The sequence below is a fragment of the Mesobacillus jeotgali genome, assembly GCF_900166585.1.
Taxonomy (GTDB): Bacteria; Bacillota; Bacilli; order Bacillales; family Cytobacillaceae; genus Mesobacillus; species Mesobacillus jeotgali_A.
Window position 1 is genome coordinate 708,957 of the sequence record NZ_FVZC01000008.1, and the last position, 13,235, is coordinate 722,191.

The 13,235-nt window shown below is 43.6% G+C and carries 14 protein-coding genes and 1 riboswitch; of the genes, 10 read left to right on the top strand and 4 right to left on the bottom strand.

Features of this window, described 5'->3' with window-relative positions; all coding sequences use genetic code 11:
- The first annotated feature begins 168 nt into the window (after positions 1 to 168).
- The 8 genes from B5X77_RS08570 to B5X77_RS08610 all read left to right on the top strand — a co-directional run bounded on the left by B5X77_RS08570 (position 169) and on the right by B5X77_RS08610 (position 9,093).
- On the top strand, positions 169 to 1,017 hold the full coding sequence (locus tag B5X77_RS08570) for a DUF72 domain-containing protein (protein WP_079507087.1): 849 nt from the start codon (positions 169 to 171) through the stop codon (positions 1,015 to 1,017).
- Positions 1,018 to 1,082: 65 nt separating this feature from the next.
- A complete protein-coding gene (locus B5X77_RS08575) occupies positions 1,083 to 2,465 on the top strand; it encodes a bifunctional metallophosphatase/5'-nucleotidase (RefSeq protein WP_079507089.1) in 1,383 nt (460 codons plus the stop codon).
- Positions 2,466 to 2,533: 68 nt separating this feature from the next.
- Positions 2,534 to 2,836: a YunC family protein gene (locus B5X77_RS08580; RefSeq protein ID WP_079507091.1), complete on the top strand. Its 303-nt coding sequence runs from the start codon at positions 2,534 to 2,536 to the stop codon at positions 2,834 to 2,836.
- Between the two features lie 509 nt (positions 2,837 to 3,345).
- On the top strand, positions 3,346 to 4,455 hold the full coding sequence (locus tag B5X77_RS08585) for an HD-GYP domain-containing protein (RefSeq protein WP_079507093.1): 1,110 nt from the start codon (positions 3,346 to 3,348) through the stop codon (positions 4,453 to 4,455).
- A 59-nt stretch (positions 4,456 to 4,514) separates the two neighbouring features.
- Positions 4,515 to 5,273, top strand: a complete 759-nt coding sequence (gene yunB / locus B5X77_RS08590; RefSeq protein WP_079507095.1) for a sporulation protein YunB — start codon at positions 4,515 to 4,517, stop codon at positions 5,271 to 5,273.
- Between the two features lie 66 nt (positions 5,274 to 5,339).
- Positions 5,340 to 5,522: riboswitch (Lysine riboswitch) on the top strand.
- 142 nt (positions 5,523 to 5,664) lie between these two features.
- A complete protein-coding gene (locus tag B5X77_RS08600; protein WP_079507099.1) occupies positions 5,665 to 7,251 on the top strand; it encodes a Na+/H+ antiporter NhaC family protein in 1,587 nt (528 codons plus the stop codon).
- Positions 7,252 to 7,477: 226 nt separating this feature from the next.
- Positions 7,478 to 8,986, top strand: coding sequence for a sodium-dependent transporter (locus B5X77_RS08605; protein ID WP_079507101.1), 1,509 nt, complete (start codon positions 7,478 to 7,480; stop codon positions 8,984 to 8,986).
- Complete coding sequence (locus tag B5X77_RS08610; RefSeq protein WP_079507103.1) at positions 8,986 to 9,093, top strand: methionine/alanine import family NSS transporter small subunit; 108 nt, start codon at positions 8,986 to 8,988, stop codon at positions 9,091 to 9,093. Before B5X77_RS08605 ends, B5X77_RS08610 begins: the two co-directional genes overlap by 1 nt.
- A 32-nt stretch (positions 9,094 to 9,125) precedes the next feature.
- Here B5X77_RS08610 and B5X77_RS08615 read toward each other — a convergent pair whose 3' ends face one another.
- Entirely contained in the window at positions 9,126 to 10,097 is a 972-nt protein-coding gene (locus B5X77_RS08615) for a M23 family metallopeptidase (protein WP_373887806.1), read from the bottom strand.
- 266 nt (positions 10,098 to 10,363) lie between these two features.
- Here B5X77_RS08615 and lipA point away from each other — a divergent pair, with 266 nt between their 5' ends.
- The gene (gene lipA / locus B5X77_RS08620; RefSeq protein ID WP_176167273.1) at positions 10,364 to 11,278 is read left to right on the top strand and encodes a lipoyl synthase; all 915 of its coding nucleotides are present in this window, start codon (positions 10,364 to 10,366) and stop codon (positions 11,276 to 11,278) included.
- A 121-nt stretch (positions 11,279 to 11,399) separates the two neighbouring features.
- On the opposite strand, the gene B5X77_RS08625 is transcribed toward lipA, so the two are convergent.
- Complete coding sequence (locus B5X77_RS08625; RefSeq protein ID WP_079507105.1) at positions 11,400 to 12,098, bottom strand: YhcN/YlaJ family sporulation lipoprotein; 699 nt, start codon at positions 12,096 to 12,098, stop codon at positions 11,400 to 11,402.
- A gap of 145 nt (positions 12,099 to 12,243) precedes the next feature.
- Between B5X77_RS08625 and B5X77_RS08630 the strand changes: the two genes are divergently transcribed.
- A complete protein-coding gene (locus B5X77_RS08630; protein ID WP_079507107.1) occupies positions 12,244 to 12,537 on the top strand; it encodes a YutD family protein in 294 nt (97 codons plus the stop codon).
- A gap of 44 nt (positions 12,538 to 12,581) precedes the next feature.
- Here B5X77_RS08630 and B5X77_RS08635 read toward each other — a convergent pair whose 3' ends face one another.
- The gene (locus tag B5X77_RS08635; protein ID WP_079507109.1) at positions 12,582 to 12,869 is read right to left on the bottom strand and encodes a cytosolic protein; all 288 of its coding nucleotides are present in this window, start codon (positions 12,867 to 12,869) and stop codon (positions 12,582 to 12,584) included.
- A gap of 77 nt (positions 12,870 to 12,946) precedes the next feature.
- Positions 12,947 to 13,213, bottom strand: coding sequence for a DUF3055 domain-containing protein (locus B5X77_RS08640; protein WP_079507111.1), 267 nt, complete (start codon positions 13,211 to 13,213; stop codon positions 12,947 to 12,949).
- Between the last annotated feature and the right edge of the window lie 22 nt (positions 13,214 to 13,235).

The window sequence follows — 13,235 nt, forward strand, 5'->3', positions numbered from 1 at the left end:
ACAGCCGGTAATGACAGAGCAAAGGAATCATCCGAAAAGCATGCTAACTCCATGAGACCGCCATTGATGTTTTCCTGTTTCTATAAACGGGAAATAAGTTGAAACGGTATCTTAGTTCTTATTCAGAGCTTAATTGTGCTATTATGAAGAAAAAATGGAGGTGCACAGATGATTATTGTTGGCTTAACGGGCTGGGGAGACCATGACAGTTTATATGATGGCAAGGTTTCGCCCCGTGATAAACTAAAGGAGTATTCCAGCCACTTTCCTGCAGTCGAGGTCGATGCCTCTTTTTACGCTGTGCAGCCTGTCAAGAATGCAGCGAAATGGGTGGAAGATACACCCGAGCAATTCCAATTCATCGTAAAAGCATATCAGGGAATGACCGGCCATCAGCGCGGCGAAATTCCTTTTAACGATAAAAATGAGATGTTCACAGCCTACAAAGAATCTTTGAAGCCTTATCTTGAGGCAAACAAGCATGCTATGACCTTATTCCAGTTTCCTCCGTGGTTTGACCTGCGCAAGGAAAATGTTGATTATTTGCGCTGGTGCCGTGAGCAGATGGGGGATATCGACTGTGCTCTCGAGTTTCGAAATCAGTCATGGTTCGAAGATGGTATGCGTGAGAAAACTCTAGATTTTATGAAAAAGGAAAAATGGATTCACAGTATCTGTGATGAGCCACAGGCAGGGGAGGGGTCGATTCCGACTGTGCTGGAATCCACATCCCCTGAAAAGGTCCTTGTCCGTTTCCATGGGCGTAATGTCCATGGATGGAATAAGAAGGGAAGAGGCCAGGATTGGCGGGAAGTCAGGTACTTATACCGCTATAATCAGGAAGAATTGAAGGCGTGGGCTGAGGATTTGCGAAAGCTTGATGAAGGGACCACAAAGGTGTTCGCCCTCTTCAATAACAATTCCGGCGGGGATGCGGCTGACAATGCCAAACAGATGGTGGATTTATTGGATATCGAATATGAAGGGTTGAACCCGAGACAGCTTGATTTATTTTAAGATACTGGATTCCCCTCCTGCCAGCAGCGAGGGGACACTTCATTTTAAAAGAGGATTGATGGGTAATGGAAGAGATAATTCATATTTACCATACGAATGATTTGCATAGCCATTTGGAGCACTGGCCAAGTATCCGCAAGCTGCTAGCTGAACGGAGGCGCTGGCATGAGGAAGCGGGTGACGATGTGTTTGTATTCGATATTGGCGACCATATGGACCGCTGGCATCCATTATCAGATGCGACCAGAGGGAAGGCGAATTGCACATTGCTGAATGAAGCCGGCTATGATGCCGCGACGATCGGGAACAATGAAGGCATTACTCTCCCATTTGAGGACCTGGACTCCATGTATCATGAAAAAGATTTCGAGATGCTGGTGGCAAATCTATACAAACAGGATGGGAGCCGTCCCGAATGGGCAAAGCCTTATCATGTGTACATAAGCAAAAAAGGAACGAGAATCGGCGTTATTGGTGCCACAGTCAATTTTGGGCGGTTCTATGAGCAGCTTGGATGGAATGTTACAGACCCTATAGAGGAAATAAAAAAGTGTATCGAGGAGTTAAAGGAAATAACAGATATTATCATTCTTTTATCCCATCTCGGAATTCATGATGATGAATTGATTGCAGCACAGTTTCCGGAAATTGACGTCATTCTTGGCGGGCATACCCATCATATTTTACATGAAGGAAAAGAAGTGGGAACTATCTTGCTTGCCGGCGCCGGTAAGTTTGGCTACTATACTGGCCATGTGACCTTGAAGCTCGACCAGGAGAAAAAGCAGATTTTAGACAAAAAAGCCGTGTTGTATGACATGAATGAAGAGGACCAGGCAGATGATGAAAAGGCAATGTCGGAGAGCTATTATATGGAGGGGAAAAAACTGATGGGCGAGGTTGTCACCAGTCTTTCTGCCGAGTTAAAAGCAGACCCGCTGCAGCATTCCGACCTCTCAAAACTGCTCACTCAAGCTCTTAGGGAGTGGTGTAGTGCCGACTGTGCGTTCATGAATGCCGGTATGATTCTTAGAGGACTAAAACAGGGGAATGTGACGAAGTTCGATTTGCTCGAAATATGTCCGCACCCAATCAATCCATGTACGATCAAGATATCAGGTGCGGAGTTGAAAGAAGTTCTCCTCCAGACAATGGATGAAAAATGGCCGCATCTGCAGATAAAAGGCCTCGGATTCCGCGGCACTGTCATGGGTGTCATGGAGTACGACGGAATCCAGTTTCATAAAAAAGGAAATGTCCGGCAGGTATTCATTAATGGCCAGCTGATTGACCCAAAGAAGCAATATATACTGGCGATACCTGATATGTTCACGTTTGGACGATTTTTCCCGGAAATCCAGCGTGCTGAGGAAAAACAATATTGGCTTCCCGAGTTCCTGCGTAATCTGCTTGAGTGGAAACTTGCAAATGCAGCAACGAATATTTGACCAAACTATCACGCTTTCCCTCTCTCCTTCATAAAGTGTTATTGGGATTGAAGGAGGGAGTTGTAGTCATGATCGATATGTCCCCTATTGAAATAGAAGGAAGGACATTTTTATGCATCTCTGTAAAATTGCCAAAGACGAATCTTCTTGTTGTTACAGGTGATAAAGGATATATTATGTGCGGCGCTCTGGATGTCGCATTGCTCAATGAAAAGCTGAAGGCCAGGAAGGTCATTGCAGGCAGGGCTGTGGGCGTAAAAACGATTGAAGAATTGCTCGAAGCCCCGCTTGAGTCCGTCACGTACGAGGCGGAGAATCTTGGCGCAACAAAGGGCATGATCGGAAAGGAAGCATTGCTGCTAATGAATTAAATGAGTTCTTTTGGTAATGCTGTTTTCGTAAAGATTGTTGTTAACACCTAAAGCCGATTTTAACGTAATAAAATTCCGGTATGTAGTTCGGTATTAAGTGTGCAAGCTCTTTTCTCATAATAAGCTTTAATTTTTTTGTGTAGAAACATAGCTCATTCAATCATATTCCGTTGTCAATAGGAACTTGAGAAAAGAGTCTTTGGTAATTGTTCGGTAAGCAAAGAATGTTGCAAAAACAGCCATTAAAAAAGACAGTCCGCATTGGGTTGTCTTTTTTTGTACACCATGTGAATTTATTGCTGAAGCTGTAAAAGAAATAAGGTTTCAATCCGATATATTAATTGACTGCAAAGGTAGCTGGAGTTTTCCCAACTCAAAAATCAAAACAACTCACTCAATTATTTATAAATATGATAAACTATAAGAAAAAATTGTCGTTTTATGTAAAATTTTCTTCATGAATGATCAGGCAAAATAGCCGTCAACTAACAGATAAAGTGGGAATAGACATGAGACTCGTAGCCACCACATCGGTAGAGGAAGGGGCTTTACTTGGAAAAGCCATCTATAATGACAAGGGCCAAATCCTGCTCAATGTAGGCGCGCGCCTCGAGCTGAAGATCCTGGACCGGCTTGAAGAGTTTGGGATTGATTATATATATATCAAAGACCCGGATACTGATGACATCATAGTGAAAAACTCAATTCCAGATGAATTACGGATTAAAGCGATTATGACTATCGGTGATACCTTCAAACAGATTCAGGTAGATTCAAAGATATCGCAGGCCTTCGTTATGGAAAACTCGGCAAGAAAATTTAAGAAGCTAATTGTTGCTTTACTAGATGAACTGTACAGCAGCAAAGAGCTTTTGAACCTGCTTTCTGATGTATTCCTGCATGATCATTATATATTTTCGCATTCCTTGAATGTCACGCTGTACGCTCTGGCGATAGGGATTGAAATGAAGCTTTCGCCAAAGGAACTGGAGCAGCTGGGGCTTGGGGCCATTTTGCATGATGTGGGGAAAATGAAAGTTCCTGAAGAAATTTTATCAAAACCGGGCAAGTTGACTGCCGAGGAGTTCCAAATCATCAAGGCGCATGCTGAGGACGGGTTCCAGATGCTCAGGAATATTCCCACTGTGCCGCTGATTGTTGCCCATTGTGCTTATCAGCATCATGAACGTTTGAATGGTGCTGGATACCCGCGTGGACTGAAAGAGGATGAGATACATTTATTCGGAAAAATCCTCGGGGTAGCGGATGTATTCGATGCTGTTACCTCAAATCGGGTCTACCGGCCGGCAATGCTTCCGCATGAAGGACTGGAAATCCTTTATTCCGGTGCAGGCAGCCTCTTTGATCAGAAGGTTGTAGACGCCTTTAGACGGGCTGTGGCAATCTATCCAATCGGTCTGACTGTCACCCTGAGCGATGGCCGAAAGGGAGTAGTTGCAGAACAAAATAACGGTTTGAGCGAGCGGCCCGTTGTCCGTATTCTCGAGGAAAATGGGCGTAGAGTAGAACCATATCACCTGGATTTAAAATCAAATCTCTCATTGATGATTATCAGCTGTGACACCATCATAAAATATGAGTACGCCAACAATTATTAGATTTTAAGGCTAGTTCCCCCCTTTTAAGCATACATATAGCTTTAGAGGGGGGATTTGTTTTGCCAAAATTCGGGCGGCGGCTGCCTCGCAAAGGTCCTTTGCCTTTCAGGTATGTATTCCTGCTGACTTTCGTCTTTTTTTCCTTTTCAACAGCAGCAGGACTCTGGATCATAGATAAAGGGCTTGAACCGACATTGATGAGATATGCGGAATCCCAGACCAGAAAAATCGCTACCCTGGTCATTAATAAGGCGATCAACAAGAAAATTGCCAGCGGGATGGATATTGATAAAGTTATTGAATTTGTGCCAGTAGATGGAGGAACAACTACAGTTGTGAAGTTCAATACAGAAATTATTAATCGGGTAAAAGCCGAAACTACCAATATCGTTCAAATGAACCTGAAAGAAGCGGAAAGAGGGGATTTAACCTCTCTCGAGATGCTTTCAGACGTGGAGCTCGTCACAGACGAAGAAGACAGGGAAGAAGGAATCATTTATTATGTGCCTCTTGGCCAGGCAACGAATAATGCGCTTCTTGGAAACATGGGCCCGAGGGTTCCTGTCAAATTCAACGCAATTGGTGATGTGACAGCAGATATAGTCTGGGATACAGAAGAACATGGAATCAATAACACTCTTATTAATGTATCGGTGAGGGTAAAAGTGAATGTGCAAATCATTATTCCTTTTGCGACGGAAATTGCGACCGTACAGGAAGATATTCCGATAGGCAGCTTCTATTATCCTGGAAAAGTTCCGCAGTTTTACAATGGCGGCGGGGATACATCACCAGCAATCCAGCTTCCTGGCGAATAATAGCAGTTGTCAAGTTAGCGATATTATTATATTATAAAACCAATTGAATAATAAACCACATCATTCCGATGGGGTAGAGGCGCAGGGTTCAATAGTAAACTGTGTGAGGATGACAACTTTGATCACAGTTGAAAGGGAATTTTGCCGAAGCAATTTTAAATGTGTCGCATTTTTTTTGTTGGGGATACTTTGAACAAGAGTATCACTGTCATTATGGAGGTATATCCATAATGGGGAGCTACAGATCGTGATGGAGACATTAGTTGCTTATTAAGGGCGGCGATAGATTGTTCTCTATCGTTGCCCTTTTTTATTTTTTTATAGAAAGTGGCTATTGCTCTTCTCATGGAACAGTTTCCCCCTGTCAAAAAACAAGGAGGAGAAATAAAGAATGGAAAATACCATTTTTTCATTGCTGCCGCCATTATTGGCTATTTTAATGGTAGTAATCACAAGGCGGGTGCTATTGTCTTTAGGGACAGGCATTGTTGCTGCGGCGTTTTTGCTAGCCGAATTTAATATAACGGAAACATTTGCTATCATGTGGGACGCGATTAAGGGAGTGGTGATCGCTGATGGAGAACTGAACACATATAGCTTGTATATTATTCTATTCTTATTATTACTAGGTATCATTACAGCGTTCATTTCCATCTCAGGCGGAAGCCGGGCATTCGGCGAATGGGCAATGAAACGTGTTAAAACAAGAGCTGGAGCTCAATTGGTCGGTGCTTTTCTTGGTATTATTATCTTTATTGATGATTATTTCAATGCGCTGGCTGTTGGCCAGATTACTCGTCCGATCACGGACCGCCAGAAGGTTTCACGCGCAAAACTGGCCTATATTATCGATTCTACCTCAGCACCTATGTGTGTCATTTCACCAATTTCCAGCTGGGGTGCCTATATTATCGCTTTGATTGGTACAATCCTTGCAGCTCATGGTGTAAAAGAATACAGTGCCTTCTCGGCATTCATGCAAATTGTACCGATGAATTTCTATGCTTTGGCGGCATTGTTGATGGTCTTTATCGTTGCACTGCGCAATGTTGAAATTGGCCCAATGAAAACGCATGAGGAGCGTGCAATCACCAAAGGAATAGTTGTCGATCAGGACAAGCCTGTGCCAGGTGAATTGAAGGATGACCTTCCAACAAGCGTGAAGGGCACTGTCGGTGATCTTGTTTGGCCGATCATTACCCTTGTGGTTGGAACGGTAGGCATGATGCTTTGGTCTGGAGCACAGGCTGCCGAAGGCAAGATTACGCTCTTCAGCATATTTGAAAACACAGATGTAACAAAATCACTCGTCATCGGCGGTTTGCTGGGCCTTGCTGCTGCAGTGATCCTGTTTTTTAGACAAGCACTTGTTTTAAAGGGAATCAATGCGGATGTTTTCGGCAGAGGACTTGCAGAAGGGACAAAATCAATGCTTCCTGCAATTTACATCCTGTTCTTTGCCTGGGTCATCGTTGATTTGATTGGCAGGCTTGAAACTGGAACGTATCTTGCAGGTCTAGTGGAAAGCTCTAATATTAATATATCATTCTTGCCTTTCCTGCTGTTCGTTGTCGCAGGCATTATGGCGTTCTCAACAGGGACATCCTGGGGCTCATTCGGAATCCTGCTGCCGATCGCAGGGGATATTGCGGCAGCTTCCGATATCAGCCTTCTCCTTCCGGCATTGGCTGCGGTTCTGGCTGGAGCGGTTTTTGGAGACCATTGCTCTCCGATTTCCGATACAACGATCCTTTCATCTACAGGTGCCGGTTCTAACCATATGGACCATGTAATGACACAGCTGCCGTACGCTCTTGTTTCAGCAGCGATCTCATCAGTCGGCTTCCTGATTCTGGGGTTCGCTGGAAGCACATTCGCTGCGCTGGCTGTAGTATTACTTCTGCTTGTGGCATTCGCCTTTATTTTTGGAAGCAAAAATACACACGAAGAAATTTTACAACAAAATCTAGCAGAATAACTTTCAAGCTGTCCGGAATCTGGACAGCTTTTTTTGAAACCTGATTAATAGGATTGTTTTTATAGTTGGGAAAAAAATTTAGAAAAATATTTATTATGAGTTAAATAATATTTTGACAACCCAATAAAAACTAGCTATACTATTCCTAGACTAAATAATCTGAATATATTAAACTTTCAAATCTCAGTTATTTTTCAGATGATTTGAACAACGAGGGGGATTCAAAATGGAAAATCGTCCACAGTGGGGTACAAGGGCGGGGTTTATTTTAGCAGCGATCGGTTCTGCAGTTGGGTTGGGAAATATTTGGAGGTTCCCGGCAGTAGCCTATGAAAATGGGGGAGGAGCATTCTTCATTCCTTATTTGTTTGCATTGCTGACAGCCGGTATTCCGCTGCTGATCATGGAGTTTACAATCGGGCATAAGTATAGAGGTTCTTCACCATTATCCTTGGCCCGCATGAATAAAAAATGGGAATGGCTCGGCTGGTGGCAGGTTGCTGTTTCGTTTGTTATTTCTACCTATTATGCAGCAATCATTGCATGGTCTGGTTCATATGCGTTTTTCTCATTTGGTGAGAAATGGGGTAAAGATCCGGAAGGCTTCCTTTTCGGAAGTTATCTAAAGCTTGCAGAAACTCCAGGGGATATTGGCGGGATTGTGCCAGGAGTATTCTGGCCAATGGTCCTTGTTTGGGGAGTCACGTTCTTTGTTCTTTTGAAAGGTGTTAAAAAAGGAATTGAAGTTGCAAACAAAATCATGATTCCTACTCTAGTCATTCTTTTCATGATTATTGTTGTCAGAGCGTTGACACTAGAAGGTGCCGTACAGGGTCTTGATGCTTTCTTCAAGCCAAACTGGGATACAATTGCAGACCCTAAAGTATGGGTGGCTGCATATGGACAAATTTTCTTCAGTTTATCAATCGGTTTTGCTATTATGATTACTTATTCTAGCTATCTGCCTAAGAAGACAGATTTAACGAACAGTGCATTTATAACAGGTTTTGCTAACTCTGGCTTCGAATTATTAGCGGGTATCGGAGTTTTCGCTGCTCTTGGATTCATGGCTAATCAGGCAAACGTACCTGTAAGTGAAGTAGTAGCAGGAGGCGTGGGACTGGCATTCGTGGTCTTCCCGCAAATTATCAGTGAGTTCCCGGCGTTTAACGGATTCTTTGGATTTGCGTTCTTTACATGCCTTGTTCTTGCCGGCTTAACATCATTAATTTCTATTGTTGAAACGTATGTTGCAGGTGTGCAGGAAAAATTCAAGGTCAGCAGAACGAAAGCAGTACTTATTGGCGGCGGTTTATCCGCGTTGATTTCAATCCTGATCGCAACAAGAGGCGGCTTGTACTTCCTTGATGCGGCGGATTATTTTATCAATCAATTCGGTGTTGCTCTTGCAGGCCTTGTTGAAGTTATTGCAGTTGCATGGATAATGAAGGAATTGAAGAATCTTCAAAATCATACTAATGAAATTTCTGACGTAAGTGTAGGTGCATGGTGGAGAATATGCCTTGGCATCATCACTCCTATCGTCCTGGGATACATGATGGTACAGAACATCATTACAAACATCAAGGAAAATTATGAAGGCTATCCAACCAGCTTCCTGCTGTACACTGGATGGGGAGTTGCCGTTGCTGCGATTGTTTTTGGTTTTATCTTTGCAGCAATCAAATGGGATAAAGATATTTCAATTTCCTCTAAGAAGGGAGTTTCTCAATAATGTCAGCTAGTGCTATCGCAATGATGCTTATAGGAATGGTAATTATTTGGGGCGGCCTGATTGCAAGTGTGGCCGTGGCAGTAAAAAAAGGAAGAGAAGCAAAATAAGTGTTAAGGGCTGCCAATTGGCAGCCCTTTTGTTATTTCTTTAATCTTGCCCGTTCCTGCCTCGCCCACATTCTCAAATGAGGATAGGGGTCAAAAGACCATTCAGTATAGCCATTGTCCTTGTACATTCCATAATGAAGATGGGGCGGGAACTTCCCGCTCGTTCCAGGAGGGCCGTATCCGGAGCTGCCGACACCGCCAATTATGGTTCCAGGCTCGACAATTTGCCCTACCTTAAGATCCTTTGCAAAGCCGCTCAGGTGTGCATAATAATGGTAGGTATTATTAATATCACGTATACCGACACGCCAACCGCCGTACTTATTCCAACCCTTCATTTCAACGATTCCGTAGCCTGTTGCGCGCACCGGAACCCCATAGCCAGCAAAAATATCTGTTCCTTCATGGATGCGCCTGCCACCCCAGCCACGGGCATCTCCCCATGTATTGTTATAGCTATGGTTGCTCCTCAATGGCATTGGAAAAACATGCATATCGAGATCCAACCGGCCGAAATGCCTGTAAATCATTGCTTTGCCAATGATGATTCCGACTGTTTTATCCCGCTTATAGTAATTCCAGAGGCCGATTTTAATATTCTCGTGGTCTGTGCCATAATTCAGGAGGTACTGGGCAAATGCCTGCATCACATCTTCATCATCCTTCAGGCTTGCTTTGCCATCACCATTTCCATCGAAACCTATCCCATTGAAAAATTGAATGGAAACTGGACTAACATCTGCACGATTAGGATTCAGCAGACCAGTCCACTCCTCAGGTTTAAAGTAAATACCGGCTATTCCTTCCGCTTTCGGCAAATCCTTTCTTGCCTGTCGGACATTCCGCTCGTACTGATCCACGGCAGCAATATAATACCAGGGAATCTGGGTAACAGCTTCAACTTTGGAGTATAGATCCATTCTTTTTTTATAAATGTCCTGGTCTTGCTCAGCTGCAGATGCGGGATCTACAGAAAGGACAGGGCAAAGTAAAAAAAGAACGATAACTGCTTTTAGGAATTTCACCGTAATCCTCCCTTCATGGTTTTGCTCCTTTAATTTCCAGCTTAGGCATAAAACACTGCCTTCGCTTTTCTTTTGTTAGTTTGCGATGATGGAGACATTTCATAAATATCAAATAATGGTAATCGCGAAGTTATCGTACTTGTCGATAGTATTTCATTATGTTAAAGTGACATCAGAAGCTGTATGCCAGCCTTGATCTTTTCATGGTGTTCTTGAGGAAGTGCAGCAGGAATGGAGTGAAAATAATGAGCAAAAAAGAGGTACAGAGAAAGCCTGATTGGCTGAAAATAAAGTTAAATACGAATGAAAACTATACTGGCTTGAAAAAGATGATGCGTGAGAAAAACCTACATACAGTATGTGAAGAAGCTAAGTGCCCTAATATTCACGAGTGCTGGGCAGTAAGAAGAACTGCAACGTTCATGATTCTCGGTGATGTATGTACACGTGCATGCCGTTTTTGCGCTGTAAAAACCGGCCTGCCAACTGAGCTTGACTGGCAAGAGCCTGAAAGAGTGGCGGATTCTGTTACACTAATGAATCTTAAGCACGTCGTCGTTACAGCAGTGGCCCGTGATGACCTGAAGGATGGAGGGGCAGCTGTTTTTGCTGAAACTGTAAGAGCGATCCGCAGGAAAAACCCGTTCACCTCAATTGAAGTATTGCCATCAGATATGGGCGGTATTGCGGAAAACCTGCAAACACTCATGGATGCCCGCCCGGATATCCTGAACCATAATGTTGAAACCGTAAAGCGACTGACACCAAGAATCCGTGCGCGTGCAACCTATGAACGTTCACTGGAATTCCTGCGCAGGGCAAAAGAAATGCAGCCGGACATTCCTACAAAATCAAGCATCATGGTTGGCCTGGGGGAAACAAAGGAAGAATTGATTGAAGCAATGGATGATTTGCGTGCCAATAATGTGGACATCCTTACATTGGGCCAATATTTGCAGCCATCCAAGAAGCATCTTGATGTTCAAAAGTATTATCATCCAGATGAGTTCGCCGAGCTAAGGGAAATCGCGCTTGCGAAAGGTTTCAGCCATTGTGAAGCTGGCCCGCTTGTCCGTTCATCCTACCATGCTGACGAACAGGTCAACTCAGCAGCAAAACATAAACAACAGCTTGCAGAGCAGGAAGCTCAACAGGCATAACTTTAAAGCTGAAGGTCCTTCCGAGTCCAGACAAACTTGAGCAAGGATGTTAACTTAAAAGAGGCTTACCATCTAAAACCCTTAAAAAGAGTTCAGCATGCATCACGCTGAACTCTTTTTGTTATTTCCCTTTATTCATCTGCCTTGATAGATCATCTTTGTCCGTTTCTTCATTGAGTTCACCCTTGGCCTCGCCATTGGCGTTTTCGCCTGTACTCATATCGCGGCCTTGCGGGGACTTAAGCATATGCTTGATGACGCCATCAACCATGTCGTCAACATTTCGACTATCGGTATCCAGTGACGCAAAGTTCTCCACGTCATTACGCAGGCTAGTGTCATCTGAAACGTATACATGGAACCAGCGAGGAACCACTGACATCGCCATCCGTTTAACCTGGTCCGCAGTCTCATTGCGATTTTCAGAATCTGTTTGGTATACGATCAGAACTTCCTCGTCAGTCACAAGGGTTGATACATCATCTACATTTTGTGCCATCAGACTGAATCTGCTGATCATGTCCGCCATCCGTTCGCGGTCGATTGCTTCATATGCGTTTTCCGGATTATCCGCACCCATGACACCAGTTCGCTGCTGGCGGACATATCCAAAGTCCTCGCTTCTGTCCTTTAATCCTTTACGTCCGCCTTCATTATATAACTCTGGACGATCATCGTTAACATTGAGTGTATTGCCGCTTCGCTGGTAAATTCCAGCTCCGCCATCACGACCGCCTTGTGAGGCATTATCATCTCCGGCTGCACAGCCAGTCATTGCCACAGTTCCGCAAATACCAAGAGCCATTAATGCTTTTTTCAATTAAAACACCCCCTAATGATTAGAATGGCTTCGAAATTATTTTTTTTGCTTAGTAATTGATGGGGAATAAGTTATAATTAAGAAAACGCAGGCAAGGAGCTTGCCATAAAAACGGATCGTTAAGGAAAAAGAGGTGGACCTATCAATGATTTGCATCAATAACTTATGTTACGAAATAGTGGATGAAGGACGGGATGGCTTTAATGAAGAAGCCTTTCGCGCCAGATACAGCGAGATTTTGACGAAATATGATTATATAGTTGGTGACTGGGGATATGGCCAGCTCCGGTTAAGAGGATTTTTTGATGACCAAAACCAGAAGTCAACCTTCGATACAAAGATCAGCACGGTGAGCGAGTATTTATACGAGTACTGCAATTTTGGCTGTGCCTATTTTGTCGCCAAGAAGGTCGCAAAGCAAGGGCAGGATAATAAATAGAATAAAGAAATGCTCCAATCCTGGCGATTGGAGCATTTTTTCGTTTATAGATCGCTATATGGCGGCTGTTCACTTTCAGTCGGGTCATCATGGGTTGGGTGGGCACCTGCTTCTTTTCTTGGGGTCCCCTGATGAAGGGACTTGAACTCATAATTGAAATTACTGTAGGTCCGCTGTCCTTCACGCCAAGGTGTGCTTTTTCCCTCTACAGGTTCATCCTTCCGGAATGGCGACCCGTATGCTCCATCAGGAAAGTCTTCAGCCGTTATATAGTTCTTTTGCTTTTCCACATTTGAAAAATCGGAGTACTTTTCGCTGTCTTCCTTGCTCATGAACTCACCTTCTTTTGCTTGTTGTCTTTTTATTATTTCTTTGAAAAGACAAATCAAACAAACAGTTCGTTCCAGATTTAAAGGATTGGCCGCAGGAATATGCGAAGTTCCTCAGCATCTTCCTCGGATAAGTTGTAGGCATATTCAAGATATCCTTCTTCATCAAGGTCATCCTGGCCAAGAATAGCGAAGCGGCTTCCCTGGATATCCAAAACGATACTCTTTCCATAGTATCGGCTTGTCTGCATAATCGCCAGGTCAAAACGCTGGTTTTCGCCTACAAAACTTGTATAGCGTGTTTTAGTGTCTTCTGTTTCATCATATAAAAAAAATCGTTCAGTCATCGTTATCCTCCTAAGTACTGTG